Origin of the sequence: Mammaliicoccus sp. K-M42, assembly GCF_022386375.1 — a bacterium.
GTDB classification, from domain to species: Bacteria; Bacillota; Bacilli; order Staphylococcales; family Staphylococcaceae; genus Mammaliicoccus; species Mammaliicoccus fleurettii.
In genome coordinates, this window is record NZ_JAJNIS010000009.1 from 46,061 (window position 1) to 64,582 (window position 18,522).

22 protein-coding genes, 1 tRNA gene and 1 pseudogene are annotated in these 18,522 nt (G+C 31.0%); 2 read left to right on the forward strand and 22 right to left on the reverse strand.

Going from position 1 to position 18,522, the window contains the following annotated elements; genetic code table 11:
• Nucleotides 1-138: 138 nt before the first annotated feature.
• From LQ668_RS06865 to LQ668_RS06880, 4 genes are all read right to left on the reverse strand, one after another.
• On the reverse strand, nt 139-375 hold the full coding sequence (locus LQ668_RS06865; RefSeq protein WP_115337577.1) for a hypothetical protein: 237 nt from the start codon (nt 373-375) through the stop codon (nt 139-141).
• A 671-nt stretch (nt 376-1,046) separates the two neighbouring features.
• Nucleotides 1,047-2,261: an NADH:flavin oxidoreductase/NADH oxidase family protein gene (locus tag LQ668_RS06870; RefSeq protein ID WP_239700306.1), complete on the reverse strand. Its 1,215-nt coding sequence runs from the start codon at nt 2,259-2,261 to the stop codon at nt 1,047-1,049.
• 4 nt (nt 2,262-2,265) lie between these two features.
• The gene (locus LQ668_RS06875) at nt 2,266-3,111 is read right to left on the reverse strand and encodes an alpha/beta fold hydrolase (protein WP_239700305.1); all 846 of its coding nucleotides are present in this window, start codon (nt 3,109-3,111) and stop codon (nt 2,266-2,268) included.
• Nucleotides 3,111-4,133 carry an NADP-dependent oxidoreductase gene (locus LQ668_RS06880; protein ID WP_115337579.1) on the reverse strand — a complete coding sequence of 341 codons (1,023 nt, stop codon included), beginning with the start codon at nt 4,131-4,133 and terminating at the stop codon, nt 3,111-3,113. The genes LQ668_RS06875 and LQ668_RS06880 overlap by 1 nt, the downstream gene beginning before the upstream one ends.
• 48 nt (nt 4,134-4,181) lie before the next feature.
• Between LQ668_RS06880 and LQ668_RS06885 the strand changes: the two genes are divergently transcribed.
• Nucleotides 4,182-4,730 (forward strand): TetR/AcrR family transcriptional regulator, encoded by a 549-nt coding sequence (locus LQ668_RS06885; protein WP_115337580.1) that lies wholly within the window; start codon nt 4,182-4,184, stop codon nt 4,728-4,730.
• A gap of 34 nt (nt 4,731-4,764) precedes the next feature.
• Here LQ668_RS06885 and LQ668_RS06890 read toward each other — a convergent pair whose 3' ends face one another.
• Both LQ668_RS06890 and LQ668_RS06895 read right to left on the reverse strand, forming a co-directional pair.
• Nucleotides 4,765-5,286 carry an alpha/beta fold hydrolase gene (locus LQ668_RS06890; protein ID WP_239775953.1) on the reverse strand — a complete coding sequence of 174 codons (522 nt, stop codon included), beginning with the start codon at nt 5,284-5,286 and terminating at the stop codon, nt 4,765-4,767.
• A 9-nt stretch (nt 5,287-5,295) separates the two neighbouring features.
• A complete protein-coding gene (locus LQ668_RS06895) occupies nt 5,296-5,604 on the reverse strand; it encodes an alpha/beta fold hydrolase (RefSeq protein ID WP_239700303.1) in 309 nt (102 codons plus the stop codon).
• A gap of 415 nt (nt 5,605-6,019) precedes the next feature.
• On the opposite strand from LQ668_RS06895, the gene LQ668_RS06900 reads away from it, so the two are divergent.
• Nucleotides 6,020-6,658 (forward strand): hypothetical protein, encoded by a 639-nt coding sequence (locus tag LQ668_RS06900; RefSeq protein WP_239700302.1) that lies wholly within the window; start codon nt 6,020-6,022, stop codon nt 6,656-6,658.
• Nucleotides 6,659-7,095: 437 nt separating this feature from the next.
• Here LQ668_RS06900 and LQ668_RS06905 read toward each other — a convergent pair whose 3' ends face one another.
• From LQ668_RS06905 to LQ668_RS06980, 16 genes and pseudogenes are all read right to left on the reverse strand, one after another.
• Nucleotides 7,096-7,701, reverse strand: coding sequence for a phospholipase A2 family protein (locus LQ668_RS06905; RefSeq protein WP_239749799.1), 606 nt, complete (start codon nt 7,699-7,701; stop codon nt 7,096-7,098).
• A gap of 18 nt (nt 7,702-7,719) precedes the next feature.
• A complete protein-coding gene (locus LQ668_RS06910; protein ID WP_078356853.1) occupies nt 7,720-7,989 on the reverse strand; it encodes a hypothetical protein in 270 nt (89 codons plus the stop codon).
• Nucleotides 7,990-8,102: 113 nt separating this feature from the next.
• Nucleotides 8,103-8,255, reverse strand: a pseudogene (locus LQ668_RS06915) (hypothetical protein); the annotation flags it as partial.
• Nucleotides 8,256-8,535: 280 nt separating this feature from the next.
• Nucleotides 8,536-8,745: a hypothetical protein gene (locus tag LQ668_RS06920; RefSeq protein WP_078356852.1), complete on the reverse strand. Its 210-nt coding sequence runs from the start codon at nt 8,743-8,745 to the stop codon at nt 8,536-8,538.
• Nucleotides 8,746-8,846: 101 nt separating this feature from the next.
• A tRNA-Arg gene (locus LQ668_RS06925) sits at nt 8,847-8,920 on the reverse strand.
• A gap of 122 nt (nt 8,921-9,042) precedes the next feature.
• On the reverse strand, nt 9,043-9,258 hold the full coding sequence (locus tag LQ668_RS06930) for a hypothetical protein (protein WP_078356851.1): 216 nt from the start codon (nt 9,256-9,258) through the stop codon (nt 9,043-9,045).
• 183 nt (nt 9,259-9,441) lie between these two features.
• Complete coding sequence (locus tag LQ668_RS06935; RefSeq protein ID WP_239700237.1) at nt 9,442-9,948, reverse strand: YfcE family phosphodiesterase; 507 nt, start codon at nt 9,946-9,948, stop codon at nt 9,442-9,444.
• Nucleotides 9,945-10,529, reverse strand: a complete 585-nt coding sequence (locus LQ668_RS06940) for an XTP/dITP diphosphatase (protein WP_107509584.1) — start codon at nt 10,527-10,529, stop codon at nt 9,945-9,947. The genes LQ668_RS06935 and LQ668_RS06940 overlap by 4 nt, the downstream gene beginning before the upstream one ends.
• A 12-nt stretch (nt 10,530-10,541) precedes the next feature.
• Nucleotides 10,542-11,339 (reverse strand): glutamate racemase, encoded by a 798-nt coding sequence (gene racE, locus LQ668_RS06945; RefSeq protein ID WP_078356848.1) that lies wholly within the window; start codon nt 11,337-11,339, stop codon nt 10,542-10,544.
• Entirely contained in the window at nt 11,336-11,770 is a 435-nt protein-coding gene (locus LQ668_RS06950; RefSeq protein ID WP_078356847.1) for a MarR family winged helix-turn-helix transcriptional regulator, read from the reverse strand. The genes racE and LQ668_RS06950 overlap by 4 nt, the downstream gene beginning before the upstream one ends.
• Before the next feature lie 161 nt (nt 11,771-11,931).
• The gene (gene sdhB, locus LQ668_RS06955) at nt 11,932-12,741 is read right to left on the reverse strand and encodes a succinate dehydrogenase iron-sulfur subunit (protein WP_078356846.1); all 810 of its coding nucleotides are present in this window, start codon (nt 12,739-12,741) and stop codon (nt 11,932-11,934) included.
• A gap of 2 nt (nt 12,742-12,743) precedes the next feature.
• Complete coding sequence (sdhA, locus tag LQ668_RS06960; RefSeq protein WP_078356845.1) at nt 12,744-14,507, reverse strand: succinate dehydrogenase flavoprotein subunit; 1,764 nt, start codon at nt 14,505-14,507, stop codon at nt 12,744-12,746.
• Between the two features lie 32 nt (nt 14,508-14,539).
• A complete protein-coding gene (locus LQ668_RS06965) occupies nt 14,540-15,151 on the reverse strand; it encodes a succinate dehydrogenase cytochrome b558 subunit (RefSeq protein WP_078356844.1) in 612 nt (203 codons plus the stop codon).
• A 195-nt stretch (nt 15,152-15,346) separates the two neighbouring features.
• Nucleotides 15,347-17,128 (reverse strand): excinuclease ABC subunit UvrC, encoded by a 1,782-nt coding sequence (uvrC, locus tag LQ668_RS06970; RefSeq protein WP_078356843.1) that lies wholly within the window; start codon nt 17,126-17,128, stop codon nt 15,347-15,349.
• Nucleotides 17,129-17,307: 179 nt separating this feature from the next.
• Entirely contained in the window at nt 17,308-17,622 is a 315-nt protein-coding gene (gene trxA / locus LQ668_RS06975) for a thioredoxin (RefSeq protein WP_078356842.1), read from the reverse strand.
• Nucleotides 17,623-17,733: 111 nt separating this feature from the next.
• On the reverse strand, nt 17,734-18,480 hold the full coding sequence (locus tag LQ668_RS06980) for an enoyl-CoA hydratase/isomerase family protein (protein WP_078356841.1): 747 nt from the start codon (nt 18,478-18,480) through the stop codon (nt 17,734-17,736).
• Between the last annotated feature and the right edge of the window lie 42 nt (nt 18,481-18,522).

Here is an 18,522-nt window from a genome sequence, read left to right on the forward strand (position 1 = left end):
TTTGGAGTCTTCGTGCGTTTTATTCTATCTAAATTTTGCCAAAAAGAAAAACCTCTCCCAACCTATTAAATTTAATAGATTGGGAGAGGTTTTTTGCATAAAGAACTATTATGTAGCTCTTTATTTAATAATATTTAACTATCTATAGTTTCTAATAACTCTTACTATCATAGCAATCATAGGGAAAATCATTAATAATAAAACGATATAATATAAATCAACAATAGTATTTTCCCATTTGAATGGCACAATAACTCCAAGAGCCATTATTAAAATTAATATTACAATATTTATAAACAAACATGTTATAAGATCTTTAAAACTAGATTTACTCTTATAATCAAAAGTTTGTTTCCAAAAATTCATATATGTCATTAGCAACCCTCCATTCCTTTACAGAATATACCAAAATTTAAAGTTAATTTCAATATATATTTTCTCAAATTTCCTATAAAAATTTAATTTAAAATATACAAAATTATGATTTTTTTAAACACGATAATAAAAATGACAAAACTGTCATATTATTATATTATTTATCACTTGATATAGTTCTGAATTGCTTTAAAAAGATAAAGAAAAATAGCCGATTGTGTTAGATCACAACCGACTAAAGTGCCTAAGTGTTTTTTAGAGAACTAAATATTGATACTAGAGTCAAACTCTACTGAATTATTCTCAATAATTTCTTCATTAGATGGGTTTGTTATTGTTAAAACTATTAATATAGTTTTCAAAATTTACTTTAGTATGTGTAATAAATGCTCTTTGTTCATCTGTTAAATCTTCACGTTTTTGTTGTTCTTCTATAATAGAAAATGCTTTTAGAATATCTTGATCATATTCTGACTTTAAATGCTTTCTTTGAAAGTAGTATAACTTCTCTGCATAATTAAGAGATAAGTTTGTAACTTTACTTTATATATGAGAATGATTTTACCAAATAAATAAGAAAAGCAATGTGCACTAGTAAAGTATACATTGCTTTTCTTATTTATGATTACCTACATCTGAATTATCCATTAACATTTATTTGATTTATATGTTTACTCTCTTAAACGAGTTAAGGCAGTCTTGCCATGTTGGCTAAAACTAGATAATAAAGGAAGCCATGCATTTTTCTTTATTATGATACTTTTATTATTGCCAATTCTTTTCATTTGTTGATTGTAATAACTATTTGCTAATATTGGGCCTAGCGCTTTGTCCATATTTTTAATACCGGTAGTTAATCTTGGGAGAGTGATATTCGAAAAATCATTGCTTTTAATATCATTAACAATGTTTGGTTTCAATATAAACGGTCTTGCCATTCCTATAAAGTCCGTATTATTTTGAATAATTACACCTTCCATCGATGCTACAGAGCGAAAGCCACCGGTAACGACAATAGGCGTGCTCACTTCTTTTTTTAATAAGGATGCATAACTAATAAAATAAGGTGCTGCTTCTTTGTCGCTACCAGCCATTTTAGGATCTTCATAGTTACCACCAGATATCTCTATTAAGTCTATCTTTAACTCATTTAGCTTTTTAGCAACGTCAATAAAATCTTCTTTCGAAAATCCTCCAACTTTAAAGTCTTCTGAATTAAGTTTTAAACTTATATTAAAGTCTTCACCTAATTCAGTTCTAATTCCTTCATAAATTTCGACTAATAATCTCATTCTATTTTGACTGGAACCACCATATTTATCCGTTCGTTTGTTTTCTATAGGTGATAGAAATTGATTTACTAAGTAGCCATGCGCTGCATGTATTTGAACACCAGTAAACCCTGCTTCTTGAGCAAGAACAGCACTTGTTATAAATTGCTGAACTATAGCTTTAATTTCCACTTCATGTAATGCTCTTGACTGGTTAAATCCTTTTGCGATTGACCCTTTCATTGCTACACCACTTGGTGAAACAGGTTGCTTAGTCAAAGATTTAGGTGACTGCTTTCCTGGATGATTCAATTGCATCCAAATTTCAGTATCATTTGTTCTTCCTGCTTGTGCCCATTCTTTAAACTTTTCTAAATGTGATGCACTTTCTAAAACCACATTACCTGGTTCACCAATATGATTACTATCCACCATCACATTCCCAGTTACTAAAATACCTGCGCCACCTTGTGCCCATTTTTTATACAAATTAATCAATGTATATGTTGGAACGCCTGTTTTAGAAGCTAACGTCTCGCTCATTGCTGATTTAAAAAACCTATTCTTAATAATATTACCGTTAGGTAATGTTTTTTCTTGAAATAAAACAGACAAATCGTCACTCTCCTATAAATTCATTTACACTTTCACAAAAATCTATTGGTTCTTGGAATAAAGAACCGTGTCCAGCATTTTGGTATATCTTTATATCTGAATATGAAATTTCATCTGCCAACACAAAGCTATTTTGAGTAGGTACCATCTTGTCATTGTCTCCGTTGACAATGAGTGTAGGCATATCAATATAATTTAAAGACTCTCTATTCGCATTACCCCATTTTTTTATCGCCTTTAATTGTTTGATGTATGGAGATAATGTTATTTTTTTATCTCTATTTATTTTTCTTTCTTTTAACCTTTTAAGATATTCAGTTGCCTTAGTTCTTCCAACATCATCTTGGTTAAAAAATAAATAATACTTAGGATCTTTAGCGTGAAGTATTGCTTTGAAGCTTAATTTATTAGCAATTGGAATGATTTTTTCTATACCTTCTCCACCTCTTGGTCCTGTCCCTACTAAGATAAGCTTATCTATCTTTTCAGAAGCAATTTTTACTAACTCTTGAGCAACCATTCCACCCATCGAAAGCCCTAGTACATTAATGGTATTCAATTGCAGTGCATCTATAAATTCTAAAACGTCTTCTGCCATTTCTTCTATCGTATTAGGAACTTTTCCTTTAGATAATCCGACACCCTTGTTGTCAAATACAATCACTCTATATTTTTCACTTAAAGTATTAATAAGCTTCGGGTCCCAATTTTCCATCGTCGCAGCTAGATGTGTTAGTAATAGTAGTGTTTTATTATTATCTTCTCCTAAAATCCTGTAGGCGAATTGCGTATTTTTGTTAGATGTTACAAATTTATTAGGTACATTTTGATATTGTAATGATTTCATCATTATATATCTCCTAGTGTCTCATCAACTTTTATTAAAACTTTACCATTTGTATGGTGATTAAATGTGTAGTCTAATGCTTTATTGATTTCATTTATTGTAAATATTTGATCATCTACATCTGGGACAATGTGATCGCTTTCGATAATTTTAGTTAGTTCTTCCAGTTGTTCACCATCAGAACGTACAAAAATGAAGCGATAATCTATAGATTTTTGTTTGGATTTTTTATCAAATTTTTTACCTGCAACTGTAAATAGTGTCTTCTTAAACAATGAGAAATTATTTTTTTCTGCAAAATGCTTATTTGGCGCATTAATTAAACTGACTATTGTTCCTCCTGGTTTCATTACAGATAATTCTTTATCAAATTCATTTGCACCTAGCGTATCAATCACATAATCCACATTAGCTAAAGTGTCCCAATAATTTTCGCTTTTATAATCTATATATTGATTTACACCTTTTGCGATAAATTGTTCTCTTAATCTTGGACTACCTGAAACAATTACTTTTAATCCTAAATATTTTGCAATTGGCACAGCCATTTGACCAAAACTGCCCGATCCACCTGGAATAAATAATGTTTTTCCAGATTCTGCTTGTAATTCTTCAGTAATTGCTTGATATGCTGTTAAACCTGTTAATGGTGCCGCTGCTCCTGTTTCAAGATTTAAATTGTTTGGCAGCGTAGAAATAGCATTGGCATCGACTGCAACATATTCTGCAAATGCACCTATTTTATCGATAGGGAGACGACTGTAAATCTCATCTCCTATATGGTAGTCCTTCACCTTATTACCAAGCTTAGTAACAACGCCTGTCAATTCATTTCCCAAAGTTACAGGCATTTTATAATCTTGTATTAATTTTACACTTCCAGTTATAATCAACTTTTCTAAAGGATTAATAGCTGCATATGCAACTTTCACTAATACTTCATTAGGTTTAATTTCCGGAACCTCTATGTCTCTAACCTTTACTTCTAAATTTTTATTATATTTTTCAATTTGTACAGCTTTCATTTAGCCACTCCTCTTTATATTTTAATAATATGTGATATTATTATTGTTATGAAAAAAATAACTCAACGATTAATTATTGATACAGCTCGAAATCTAATTCAAGAAACTCAAAAACCTGAAGTATCTCTTTCTAAAATAGCCTCATCACTCGAAATTACACATGCAGCAATTTATAAGCATTTTAAGAATAAAAAAGAGCTTTGGACTGCTGTATGTGAAGATTGGTTTAATGAGTCTATTATTAAAAATATAGGTATAGATGATAATCAGTATACTGATAAACAATTATGGCTACATGATTATCTTTGGCAATTCGTAAATGCGAAAAAGGAGGCCTATAATAGTAATCCTTTAATGTTTGAACTAAATACTTATTATGTTGAAAAAGATCCTTACGTATTGAAAGAAATTTTAAATCCTTGCTTTATACGTGTTCAAAATAAAATGGATTATAAAACAGACCCTTTATATAAAGTAGAAGCCATTTTTTCAGTATTTTCGACTTTTACCCTTCCAATGTTTAAAGAAACATGGAATCAACCAGACTACAAGCTAAGATTCGAAACCCTTTGGGATTTAATAAAATACAATGTATAAAATAAGCGATGATTAATAATCACCGCTTATTTTATTATTCATTTAAAAATGTATTTACATGGTTCGCAAATCTTACAGGATGTTGAAATAGATGTCCATGTCCCGCGTTAGGATATATAATTAACTGCGCATCCGATATATTTTGACTTAACATAAAACTATTTTCGGTAGGGACCATAATATCATTATCTCCATTAATTACTAATGTAGGATTTTCTATATTATTCAGTTCTTTTTTAGCATTATCAAAATCCTCATTCGTCCATTGAGCAATTGCTACTAACTGTGCATCTCTTACTTGTAACGTACTGTCCTTGGTTTTTTGAGAAAAAATTCTCTTTAATGATTGTTTACCCAATTCACGTCCTTTTTCTGTTTCTGGATAAAAAAGAAATAAAAACGTTTCAATCGCATCTTCTTCAGATCCTTCTGATTTATACATCATTTCCTCCATTTTAGGATGTGATGGGCCAATTCCACCGGCAGGACCTGTTCCTGATAATATTAACTTTCTTACTAAACCTGGATGATGAATAGCTAGCGATTGCGCAACCATACCTCCAATTTAAAATCCTAATATATCAACTTGTTGATAACCAAGACCATGTATAAATTTATACGTATCTTCCGCCATTACATTGATAGAATTCGGTGTTTCTCCATTTGTATATCCTACACCCACATTATCAAATAAAATTACTGGGCGTTCTTTAGCAATATTCTCTATCATTAAAGGATCCCAATTATCCATTGTTCCTCTAAAATGGATAATAAAAACAAGAGGTATGCCTTCTTCTTGTCCTAGCTTTTTATATGCAAATTCAGTACTTCCAACTTTTAAATATTCATTTTCAGGCAATTTAAACTGTGCCATAAAATTCCTCCTCGAAGTTACAAAATCATTATTTTGTAACTTCAATTTATCATAACCTTTAAAAAAAATCTATAATTTAAACTTAGAGAGTGTGCAGAAAATGGTGACTAATGGAACTTCGACGTAGTATCTTTATTTATATAGTCATACATGTTTATATAAAAAAATTATTAATTACTAAAGATGATGTATTATATTTACTATCATTCATCATATTCTTATAGAATGATTTTTCTTCATCAGTTCTAGGCATACTTGTCATAGTAGTAATAGCAAAAAATTTACCATTTTATATTTCTACTGCTACACCATGAACTCTATTTTAGAGTATATAAAGTTTTTGAATCTCAACAAAAATAATTAATCGCACCACTTCGGTGGTGCTTTAATATAATAAAAAAGAGGAGAATGTAGAATGAAAAAGTTATTAGTTTTATTATTTGTATCTTTATTAGTATTAGGGGCATGTGGTCAAAAAGAAGAATCAACAAAAGAAGAAAGTACTAAAGAAGCTAAGAAAGAAGTTAAGAAGGACAATCCTAAGAAAGAAAATGCTAGCAAGAAAGAAGATAAGGATAATAAATCTGAACCTAAAACAGAAGAACAATCAACAGAAGAAGTAAAAAGCACTGAACAGCAACCAACAGAAGATATTAATACTACTGAACAACCTACACAAGAACAATCGCTAACAAAAGAAGAAATGGTTCAAAAGTTTAAAAATGGTGAAAACGTTGCTGGCCAAGTAGATGCAGAGGGTAACACTTATGTTCAAGGACAAGGTGGTGGAGATGCAATGGGTTATTACAAACCTGATGGCTCATTCTGTACTGTAGGTGGTTGTGTAAGTCCGGAGTCACAAGAGCAACAAGATGTTCCGAGTGATAATTCATACATTCAAGAAGGTCAAGATTGGAGAAATAATACTGGAACTGGTTTATCATCTGGAGAAATGCAATTAAAACAACAAATACTAGATGGGACATACGAAGGTCAAGATGAAGAAGAAGTATTAGAAGCCATAGAATATTACGAGCAGCAATATGGTCAATAACATTAGTTTTTTAACCGTCTCTATAATCATGATTTTTAGTGAACCGTTTATTTTAATAAAAAGTATATTGCGATGGCTAATACACTAATACCAATTGCATAATTTAAAAATGTTCTAATTCTTATCTTTGTTAGATTTGTCATTTTTTTCACCTCGATATACAATAAAGTGAAAGGGGATTAAATCCCCAACCAATATTTTTGTAGTGAAGCAATGGTTGTATACTTAAGCAGTAATTTCGGAAGGTTCTGCTTTTGGTTTCTGCAATCTTTGCTTCTTTTTCTTTCCTTTCTAAACAGTTCACATTAACTAATAACATTAATGATAATAATTTATTCTCTTTATACGCAAGGAATACAAATAAAAGATAAAATATAAACAGTAATATTAGATTTACTAGAATCAGTATTATTTATTTCACTTTTAGCAAAAATAGATTAACCTTTCTTATAAAGTTTTTTAACAGCTATACAAGAAGTAGACTTCACACCAAATACATATGCTGCTCCTTTAGCTCTAAGTCTATAAGCTTTTCTGTATTTTTTATTTTTAGCAATACTTAATGCAGATAAAACAAATGGATAATCACATTTGCATTTTCCCCATCCATGTTTCGCATAGCATTCATCATGTTTCTTGCACGCAGCGTCTAACCTATCTTTAGGTTTTCCACCTAGATTTCCTTTACCACAATATCTACCATGATACATAGGAAATGTTTTTGGCGTGTATTTCTCTTGGTTATCAAAAGCATTATAACTTAATGATATTTCTTTAACTAATAATTTTTCATCAGCATTCAAATTATCTTTCAACATTAACGAATCATTTGGATATTTATGACCAAAATAATTTTGATTTATGTATTTTTCATATTTACCCATTTCATTTATATCTTCTATCTCTTCATTATAAAGATTTTGGTCTTTGAGTATTTTATCATTACTTACGTCTGTTTCTTCAGCATGAACACTTTCAATAGTATGTGAAATGGATATTAAAACTGCTAAAGTAATAGCCAATATTTTATTAAGTATTTTCATATGCATTCCCCTTATCGATTAAATTACAAAAAATAAAAGAAATATTATAAAGGGTATTAAAAACAAAATGTTTGCAATATTTACCACAAACCATATTAAACCTGTATATCTAACTTTTTCTATTTTTGAAAAAACAAATACTAGAGATATCACACCAGCTATTACAGAAGTGATTCCAAAAAATATTAAGAGATCTGCAAAGTCATTTTTGTTTAAGTAAATATAAAATACACCAACTATAAAGACTAAATAGTTAATTATATTTACTGTATAAATTGTTTTAAGCATTATTGTAGCAACCTCCTTTTTTTGCATTATATAGCAATTATCCAAAATATGTAAATAATCAATAATAAATAATTTGATTTTTCACACCATAAACAGCATTACGAGGTGTTCTAAAACCCCCAAAACCTATTAAAAATATAGTTAGGTAAATCCCAACACTGCGCACCATATCCTGAACCAGGTAAATCAACACGTTTACCAATTTGATTAACAGCCCAATCTGCTACTTGTGAGGCTGTGGGTATACCATTTGATGGTAGTGACATTTACTCACCTCTTATTCCACCTTAACACCTCGCATCATTCTAATTAGACAACATTTATATATTGTGTTAATTTATATATAGAAAAAGAGTGACACACTTATTGTGTATCACCCTAGTTAGCCCGTTAAAAAGACGGTGGCCATGTTAAAAAATGATTAAATAACCATCTTACTCGCCAAAGTTAGTGATGGTTATTTTTTATGCCTTTCTTTAATCATGACTAATCCAATGACAGTAAATACTATCATTAAGATTTCATAGTCTGCCATGCTAATCTTTTCTAGGAGTAACAACTATAATCATAGGTATCACCACCTGATGAAATTAACAATTCTTTTTTGCTACCATACTCCTTCGCAAAATAATTTTGTCCTGAAATATAAACTACTTCATTACTGTTATTATTTTCCTTAGCATCTTCTTGTATTTCTTGATTTATTGTATTATGCGCTCGATCCATCCAATATTCTAGAGACTTTTCTTCATTCATCTTTATCAACTACATTTTGAGTAGATGAATATCTATATACAAAAAAATCCCGTTATATCATCGTTACAAATAACGAGATACAACGGGATATTGGTAATTTACGTCCTGGGAGGGATTCGAACCCCCGACCGACGGCTTAGAAGGCCGTTGCTCTATCCAGCTGAGCTACCAGGACATTTTCAACACAAGAATAATTATATCGAATAGAACCTGATTTATCAATACTTTTTAAAAAGAAAAAGGTTTATTAAATCGCTTTCGAAGTATTATTACACGTTTATTTAAATTATTTATACTTTATTCAGCGATTACGATGTCATTCACTTTAACTATATTGGCTTTTTCTGCTTTACATACTGATTTTTCTTCAAATATTTCTAATACACTTGCATGTACTAGCCCATTTGAAGTTAATACATATATGTTTTCGTTTTTATGTAATTCATGTTCTTCAGTTTTATTAATACAAAATTTGTCTTGATTAATAACTGATGTTACGTGTGTTCTACTCATTTTAACACCCTCCTGATTACATTACAGTTCTTACTTCTTTACATTAAATTTACGACATTAATAATTATAAAACATTTTCACTTTAATTGAAAGTTTATTCTAATTATTTAATAAAATTGAGATATTCATATGAATATCTCAATTAATAAAAGCTATTAAAAGTTTTGGTTGTGTGAAACTTTATTATAAAGCTAAAGATTGTTTTTCAATTTCTTCATGATTTCTATTTAAGAAAGTTAAACTAGCATTGTTAAGCTCACTATCAAAATCTATTACAGCATAGGTTTCTTCCCATTTCCCTCGAGTTTGAGAGATGCTACCTGGATTTATACAATATACGCCATCAATTGATTCACATAAAGCAACATGGCTATGTCCATAGAAAGCAAAATTAGCATTTGCTTTCTTAGCATGTGCACTTAATACATCTCTAGCACCTTTAACTTCATATCGATGTCCATGTGTATAGAAATATCCGATTCCTTTAACTTCTCCTTGCTCTTCTATTGGAAAACGTGGATCAAAATCACAATTACCTTTTACTCTTTTATATAAGGTTAATTCAGTATCATCATAATCAAACTCTGAATCTCCTAGATGTAAGAATAAATCCGCTTCTTTATATTTATCATATATTTCATGTAGTATTCCTTGTTCTCCGTGATTATCACTGACAATTATCCATCTCATTGGAATCTCTCCCCTACATCTTCATTCATTAGTTTAATTGCATTACCACGGTGGCTAATTGCACTTTTTTCTGCTACTGTTAATTCGGCCATCGTTCTGTCTAATGAAGGAACGAAGAAAATCGGATCATATCCAAATCCATTTTCTCCTCTCTGTTCATCTATTATTTCACCTTGTGCTTTACCTACATAAGTAAGTGTTTCTTTACCTGGTTCACTGACAGCTATTGCACATACAAACTCTGCCTCTCTATTCTCTATACCTTGCAGGTTACTTAATAATTTATCAATATTATCTTGATCATTTTTTTGTTCTCCAGCATATCTTGCTGAGTATATACCTGGTTCACCATTTAAAGCTTTTACAGATAAACCACTGTCATCTGCTATAACTATTTTATTTAATTGTTTTGATGCTGTTTCTGCCTTTAATATAGCATTTTCTTCAAATGTCATACCTGTTTCTTCTACATCAAAATCAGGAGCAATTTCAGAAATACCTATAACATTCGCTTTAGGAAAAATTGCTTTAAAGTCATTTATTTTACCTTTGTTGTTTGATGCGATAATGATATCGTTCATAATTATCTCTCCTTACAATGTTATTCTTTCAACTTTAGCGTCTTCTATATGCAGCCATTCTTTTATAGTTCGTGTAATATGCTCTACATCACCATTTGCAAAAAATTTATGCTTAGGTTTAGGTGTGTAATAAGAGTGCTCATTACTAAATGTTAATAAGGCACTGACCTCTCTAGCAGTTTCCAAACCTGAAGAGATAATGGTCTTTCCATCATCAAAATATTGATGGATAGCATCATATAATAATGGGTAATGAGTACATCCTAATATCACCGTATCGGAATCATCATAACGCCATTGTTTAAGTGTTTGATGTATGACAATGCTTGTAATAGTTGGATCTTTATACCTCATTTGTTCCACTAAAGGTACGAAGCCTGGGCATGCAATACCCTTAACTTCTACTTGTGGGTTTATAGACTTTATACTTCTTCTATATGCTTCAGATTTAATTGTGCCTTCTGTTCCTAATACGAGCACACGATTATTATTAGTCGTCATTATAGCTGTTCTAGAACCTGGGTCAATTACACCTATAACAGGAATTGATAATAATTCTTGTAATGGTTTTAATGCTACAGCAGTTGCTGTGTTACAAGCAATTACAAGCATTTTAATATCTTTTTCTACTAAAAAGTTAGCCAGTTGTATAGTAAATGTTTTTACCTCTTCTTTACTTCTTGGCCCGTAAGGACATCTACCTATATCACCTAAGTAATAAATCGTCTCGTTAGGCAATTGCCTCATTATTTCTTTAGCAACTGTTAACCCACCGATACCTGAATCAATTACGCCTATTGGTTTATTCATTTATCTTCACTTCTCATTCTTTTCAGCATAATCTCTAGAGCTTCATTAAATTTAATTTTGTCTTCTTCGTTCATCACTGATAAAAGATCTTCAGTATAAGATTGTCTTGCATAAACTACTTCATCGATTAGAGCTGTACCTTTTTCTAATAACTTGACATGGAATACTCTTTTATCTTCTTCAGATTGAATTCTTAAGACTAATTCTTTTTGTTCAAGTTTATCAATTATGTCTGTAGTCGTAGAATAAGCTAAATATAATCGTTTAGATAACTCACCTATTGTTAATTGTTGATGTTCATTTAACCATTGTAACGCAATAAATTGTGGAGGTGAAATATCGTATACTTTTAACTGTCCTCTCGATCTCAACTTAGTTCTATCAACGATATGTCGAAGCGAATATTCAATCTGTTTAGTAATTTCTTCCATTGCTTTTGAACCTCTTTTCACTTAAAACTTATACTAATTATAATAACACATACATTTATTTGCGGTTAATCAATTGGTCCTTTTTCATCACGAATAATAGAAAAAAACCTTTAAAACCAATTTTATAATTGGCTTTAAAGGTTAATTTATTTTAAATCGTTTTAATTAACTTCGTGATCTGATCCGAAGAATGATTTAAACATTTGGAATGTAGTTTCTCTATTCATTGCTGCGATTGATGTTGTTAAAGGAATACCTTTTGGACAAGCATTAACACAGTTTTGTGAACTACCACATTCTTGAATGCCACCATCAGACATCAACGCTTTAATTCTCTCATCTTTAGTCATACTACCTGTTGGATGTAAGTTGAAAAGACGAACTTGAGAAATTGCTTGTGCACCCATAAAATTATTATCTACGTTTACATTAGGACATACTTCTAAACATACACCACATGTCATACATTTAGATAACTCATATGCTGTTTGACGTTTTTTCTCAGGCATACGTGGGCCAGGACCTAAATCATAAGTACCATCAATTGGAACCCATGCTTGAACTTTTTTCAAGTTATCGAACATACGAGAACGATCAACTTGTAAGTCACGAATCACTGGGAAAGTTTTCATAGGTTCAAGTTTGATTGGTTGTTCTAATTGGTCAATGATAGCAGAACATGATTGACGTGCTTTACCATTAATAACCATAGAACAAGCGCCACAAACTTCTTCCAGACAGTTCATATCCCATGTAACTGGCGTTGTCTTTTCACCATTTGAAGTGAACGGATTTCTTTGTATTTCCATCAAAGCTGCGATTACGTTCATATTTGGTCTATAAGGAATCTCAAATTTTTCTTCGTATGGTTGTGACTGATCATTTTCTTGTCGCTTTATGATAATCGAAATTGTTTTATTTTCTTGATTTTGATCTTGTGAATTTTGTTCAACTGTTTGAGTGTCTGCCATTATTATTTACTCCCTTCGGATTTCTTAGAGTAATCTCGTTTACGAGGTTTAATGTGACTAACATCCACTTCTTCATATGAGAATTCAGGTGCTTCTTCTGGTCCTCTGAACTGAGCAATAGTTGTTTTTAACCATTCTTCATCATTACGTTCAGGAAACTCTGGTTTATAGTGTGCCCCTCGAGATTCATTACGATTATATGCACCAATCGTAATAACTCTTGCTAAAACTAACATATTCCATAATTGACGTGTAAAGAATACAGCTTGGTTACTCCATGTTGAAGTATCTTCCATATCAATATTTTGATATCTTTCCATTAATTCAACAATTTTCTTATCTGTTTCAAGAAGTTTATCATTATGACGAACAACAGTAACGTTTGCAGTCATAATTTCACCTAATTCTTTGTGTAACTTATAAGCATTTTCAGTACCTTTAAGTTGTAATAAGTGGTCGAATTTTTCTTGTTCTTCATCAATACGTTTTTGGAATATTTCTTCATCTAATTCAGTGTATGATGTTTTAATATTTTTAACATATTCCATTGCATTTGGTCCTGCAACCATACCACCATAAATAGCTGATAATAAAGAGTTAGCTCCTAATCTATTACCGCCATGTTGTGAATAATCACATTCACCTGCTGCAAATAGACCTTTAATATTAGTCATTTGATCAAAGTCTACCCAAATTCCACCCATTGAATAATGAACAGCTGGGAATATTTTCATTGGGACTTTACGAGGGTCGTCACCAGTGAATTTTTCATATATTTCTATTATACCGCCAAGCTTAACATCTAATTCATGTGCGTCTTTATGTGATAAGTCAAGATATACCATGTTCTCACCGTTAATACCAAGTTTTTGGTTAACACACACATCAAATATTTCACGCGTTGCGATATCACGTGGTACTAAGTTACCGTAATCTGGGTATTTTTCTTCTAAGAAATACCATGGTTTACCATCTTTATAAGTCCAGATACGTCCACCTTCACCACGAGCTGATTCACTCATTAATCTTAGTTTATCATCACCTGGAATTGCAGTTGGGTGAATTTGAATAAATTCACCGTTAGCATACTTAGCACCTTGTTGATAAACAACTGATGCAGCAGAACCTGTATTAATCATTGAGTTAGTAGACTTACCAAAGATAATACCAGGACCACCTGTTGCCATAATTACAGCATCTGAACCAAATGATTCTATTTTAGAATCTGTTAAGTTTTGCGCTACGATACCACGGGCTGAATTTTCATCATCTTTTATGATACCTAAAAATTCCCAGCCTTCATATTTTGTAACTAAACCTTTTACTTCAAAGCTTCTCACTTGTTCATCTAATGCATATAATAGTTGTTGCCCAGTCGTTGCACCTGCAAAAGCAGTTCTATGATATAAAGTACCACCAAATCTACGGAAATCTAAAAGACCTTCAGGTGTACGGTTAAACATTACGCCCATTCTGTCTAATAAATGTATGATACTTGGTGCTGCTGCAGTCATATTTTTCACTGGTGTTTGGTTAGCTAAGAAATCTCCACCATATACTGTGTCATCAAAGTGAATGAAAGTAGAGTCACCTTCACCTTTTGTATTAACAGCTCCGTTAATACCACCTTGCGCACATACAGAGTGTGAACGTTTAACAGGTACTAATGAGAATAAATCAACATGTGCACCTTTTTCTGCAGCTTTAATTGTTGCCATCAATCCTGCTAAACCGCCACCGACAACAATAATTTTGTTGTTTGCCATAAAAATTGTCACTCCCCTAAAAAGTATAAATCTTATACGAATGCAAAAATAGCTCTTAAGCCAATAATACTAATTACTATAAATACTAATAATGTTACATATGTCATAAAGCGTTGAGATTTAGGTGATTGTGTAATTCCCCAAGTAATGCAGAATGACCATAATCCATTTGAAAAATGGAATATAACACTTAGCACACCAATAACATAAAGCGTTACAGAAATAGGATTAGATAAAATATCTGATACCATATCAAAATCAACATGATGACCTAATGCAGCTTGAATACGTGTTTGGTATACGTGTACAGCTATAAAAATAAATGAAACTATACCAGTTATGCGTTGTAGTAAAAACATCCAGTTTCTGAATAAAGATTGTCTTCCTACATTTTCTTTAGCTGTAAAAGCTATGTATAATCCATAAATAGCGTGGAATAGTATAGGAATATAAATTACTACAACCTCTAACACTATTTTAAATGGTAAATTCCACATAAAATCAGATGCTTTATTGAAAGCCTCCGGGCTAATTGTTGCAAAGTGGTTAATTAATAAGTGTTGAATCAAGAATATTCCTATAGGAATTACACCTAATAATGAATGAATACGACGTAATATAAACTGTTTTTCGCTTGACGCCAAAAGAAGTCCCCCCTAACTTTAATCTATGGCTCTATCGATATATTATTATATATGCAAAACTGAAAACGATTACATATATGCTAAAAAAAATTCGATGAGCATTACATGTATATTGTAACATCATTAAGTATGAATTTGGGCATGAGAATAATTCTCATGCCCAAATATATTGATTTTTTATTGTAATTTTACTCTTTAATTACTAAGCTTTTTCACTAAATTTTGAGCAACTTTTTCTGGTAACCCAATTTCAGTAAAATCTTTCAAACTAGACTCTCTCATTTTCTTAATAGAACCAAAATGTTTTAGCAATGTTTGCTTTCTTTTCGGCCCTATGCCTTCTATTTCATCTAAAGCAGATTTCAAGGTTGTCTTTTGTCGCGTTGATCTATGAAAACTAATTGCAAATCTATGCACTTCATCTTGTATTCGTTGAAGTAAATAAAATTCTTGAGAGTTTTTCTTTAGTGGTATAATTTCTGCTTGAGCACCATAAAGTAATTCTGAAGTTTGGTGTTTATCATTTTTACTTAATCCTGCAATTGGAATATCAAGTCCTAATTCATTTTCTAATACTTCTCTAACAGAAGTCATATGACCTTTACCACCATCAACAATTATTAAATCTGGTATTGGCAAGCCTTCTTTTAAAACTCTTGTATATCTTCTTCTAACAGCTTCTTGCATAGATTTATAATCATCAGGTCCTTTGACTGATTTAATTTTGTATTTACGATAATCTTTTTTACTTGGTTTGCCATCTACAAAAGCAATCATGACTGATACAGGATCAACACCTTGAATATTAGAATTATCGAATGCTTCAATTCTAATTGGTGTTTGAATTCCCATTGCTTCACCTAAATTGTCTATTGCTTTTATTGTTCGTGATTCATCTTTCGCGATGAGTTCAAATTTGTTTTTCAATGAAATACTAGCGTTTTTAATTGCTAAATCTACCATTTCTTTTTTCTTACCTCTTTTAGGTTGTACAACTTTTGAATCAACAACTGACTCAACTGTTTTAATGTCTATGTCTTTTGGAATGTGTATTTCTTTAGGTGTTAAATGTTGATTCAATGTATAAAACTGACCTATAAATGTATAAAATTCTTCTTCCGCAGTTTGTATTATTGGAATCATAGATGCCTGTCTTTCTATCAATTTCCCTTGTCTTATGAAGAACACTTGAATACACATCCAACCTTTATCGACAGAATAACCGAATATATCTCTCATCGTCATATCTGATGACATCATATTTTGTTTATAATTCAACATTTCAATATGCTGAATTAAGTCCCTATATTCTTTAGCTTCTTCAAATTTTAAAGCTTCACTAGCTGCATTCATTTTTTCTTTTAAATCATTCACAATTGATTTATCATCACCATTTAAAAAGTCTGTAATTTCTTTAATCATAGCTTGATATTGTGCTTGTTCAACAGGATAGACACATGGTCCTAAACATTGTCCTATATGGTAATATAAGCAAACTTTGTTAGGCATTGTTACACATTTTCTTAAAGGATAGATTCTATCTAGCAATTTTTTCGTTTCATGTGCTGCATAAGCATTTGGATAAGGACCAAAATATTTTCCTGAATCTTTTTTCACAGTTCTTGTAACGATTAAACGTGGGTGCTTTTCTTTCGTAATTTTGATAAAGGGGTAACTTTTATCATCTTTTAATAAGATGTTATATCTAGGTTGATGTTTTTTTATAAGGTTTAACTCTAATAATAATGATTCAATTTCACTAGATGTAACGATAAATTCAAAATCTCGAATCTCTCCAACTAGACGAGTTGTTTTTTCATCATGTGCACCTGTAAAATAACTTCGAACTCTATTTCTAAGACGTTTTGCTTTACCAACATATATAACAGAGTCATGTCTGTCTTTCATAATGTAACAACCAGGATATGTAGGTAATACATCTAATTTTTGTTTTATTCTTTTTTGGTAGTCTTCCACCTTATTCACCTACCTTTTTTTAATAATTATATCAACAATATTTCATTTAACCAAAACATACGTTCTATTTAACATAAAAATTAGAAATGTATATTTAGGTGCTCAAGAAATATAAGGGAACAAAAAAGAAGCTGGACAATTTAATTGTCTCAGCCTCTTATCACCATTACTCAATCTTATTAATAGTGTTTAGATAATACTTGTTCTAATTGTTCTTTAGGTTGGAAACCTACTACTTTATCTACAGCTTCGCCATCTTTGAATACGATTAATGTTGGAATACTCATTACTTCGTATTTAGCTGCTGTTGCTTGGTTTTCATCTACATCTAATTTAACGATATCTGCTTTACCTTCAACGTCTTTAGCTAAATCTTCTAATACTGGCGCGATCATTTTACAAGGTCCACACCATGGTGCCCAGAAGTCCACTAAACTTACGCCTTCTTTAATTTGTTCATCGAAATTTGCATCTGTTGCTTTTACTAATGCCATTGGAAAAATCCTCCTTGTTAACTTATGATAATGAGAGTATAGCACGCTTTATTTTGCAATGCATGTTGTTTGCTCAAACTGTATTGTACTTGATGTTGGACTTGGAAGCAATCACTTAAATTCTGGTTTTCTTTTTGAGATAAATGCATCAATACCTTCTTGAGCATTTTCACTTTCTATAATATCTACGAAATGTCTTTCTTCAATTTGGTCACTTTCTAATGATAAATCTAAATTGGACATTTGTTTAATAACTTTTATTGAGTCTAATGACTTCGATGCTATATTATAAGCTAATTCTTCAGTTGCTTTTTCTAATTCTGCTTTATCTTTAACAATTTCATTAAACAAATACTTTATATCATCTAAGTTAATATTTTCACCTGTTAAAGCGATTTGTAATGCTTTATGTTGCCCTATCATATAAGATAATCTTCTTACGCCACCAAATCCAGGAAATATTCCTAAATTAATTTCAGGTAATCCTACTTTCGTATCTTTCGTAATTAATCTCATATCACATGCTAAAGCTAATTCAAATCCTCCACCTAAACATACTCCATGAATAGAACTTATCACTGGTTTATGACAAGTTTTGATTAGTCTAAATAATTTTGCGCTAGTTGAAGCTAAGTCTAATCTTTCATGCTTTGTTAAATTTGGAAATGATTTAATGTCTGCACCTGCAGAAAAACATTTTTCATTACCTTTAATTACGATTACTTTCACATTATCATCAAATCCTTGAGTCTCAATGGCTTTGATGATAGCCGCTAAAACTTCTTCATTTAATGCGTTAACTGGACCATGATTTAAATGAATAAATAGAACTTGCTTCTCAACGTTAGTCTCAATCATTCAAATTACCTCCTTATAAGAATAATAAATAAACAATACCTG

Bases quoted from the DNA above. Each gene is read 5' to 3' on its own strand.
- LQ668_RS06865 (WP_115337577.1), bottom strand. From the start codon at position 375: ATGACATATATGAATTTTTGGAAACAAACTTTTGATTATAAGAGTAAA.
- LQ668_RS06875 (WP_239700305.1), bottom strand. From the start codon at position 3,111: ATGATGAAATCATTACAATATCAAAATGTACCTAATAAATTTGTAACA.
- LQ668_RS06880 (WP_115337579.1), bottom strand. From the start codon at position 4,133: ATGAAAGCTGTACAAATTGAAAAATATAATAAAAATTTAGAAGTAAAG.
- LQ668_RS06885 (WP_115337580.1), top strand. From the start codon at position 4,182: ATGAAAAAAATAACTCAACGATTAATTATTGATACAGCTCGAAATCTA.
- LQ668_RS06890 (WP_239775953.1), bottom strand. From the start codon at position 5,286: ATGGTTGCGCAATCGCTAGCTATTCATCATCCAGGTTTAGTAAGAAAG.
- LQ668_RS06895 (WP_239700303.1), bottom strand. From the start codon at position 5,604: ATGGCACAGTTTAAATTGCCTGAAAATGAATATTTAAAAGTTGGAAGT.
- LQ668_RS06900 (WP_239700302.1), top strand. From the start codon at position 6,020: ATGAAAAAGTTATTAGTTTTATTATTTGTATCTTTATTAGTATTAGGG.
- LQ668_RS06905 (WP_239749799.1), bottom strand. From the start codon at position 7,701: ATGAAAATACTTAATAAAATATTGGCTATTACTTTAGCAGTTTTAATA.
- LQ668_RS06910 (WP_078356853.1), bottom strand. From the start codon at position 7,989: ATGCTTAAAACAATTTATACAGTAAATATAATTAACTATTTAGTCTTT.
- LQ668_RS06920 (WP_078356852.1), bottom strand. From the start codon at position 8,745: ATGAATGAAGAAAAGTCTCTAGAATATTGGATGGATCGAGCGCATAAT.
- LQ668_RS06930 (WP_078356851.1), bottom strand. From the start codon at position 9,258: ATGAGTAGAACACACGTAACATCAGTTATTAATCAAGACAAATTTTGT.
- LQ668_RS06935 (WP_239700237.1), bottom strand. From the start codon at position 9,948: ATGAGATGGATAATTGTCAGTGATAATCACGGAGAACAAGGAATACTA.
- LQ668_RS06940 (WP_107509584.1), bottom strand. From the start codon at position 10,529: ATGAACGATATCATTATCGCATCAAACAACAAAGGTAAAATAAATGAC.
- racE (WP_078356848.1), bottom strand. From the start codon at position 11,339: ATGAATAAACCAATAGGCGTAATTGATTCAGGTATCGGTGGGTTAACA.
- LQ668_RS06950 (WP_078356847.1), bottom strand. From the start codon at position 11,770: ATGGAAGAAATTACTAAACAGATTGAATATTCGCTTCGACATATCGTT.
- sdhB (WP_078356846.1), bottom strand. From the start codon at position 12,741: ATGGCAGACACTCAAACAGTTGAACAAAATTCACAAGATCAAAATCAA.
- sdhA (WP_078356845.1), bottom strand. From the start codon at position 14,507: ATGGCAAACAACAAAATTATTGTTGTCGGTGGCGGTTTAGCAGGATTG.
- trxA (WP_078356842.1), bottom strand. From the start codon at position 17,622: ATGGCATTAGTAAAAGCAACAGATGCAAATTTCGATGAACAAATTAAA.
- LQ668_RS06980 (WP_078356841.1), bottom strand. From the start codon at position 18,480: ATGATTGAGACTAACGTTGAGAAGCAAGTTCTATTTATTCATTTAAAT.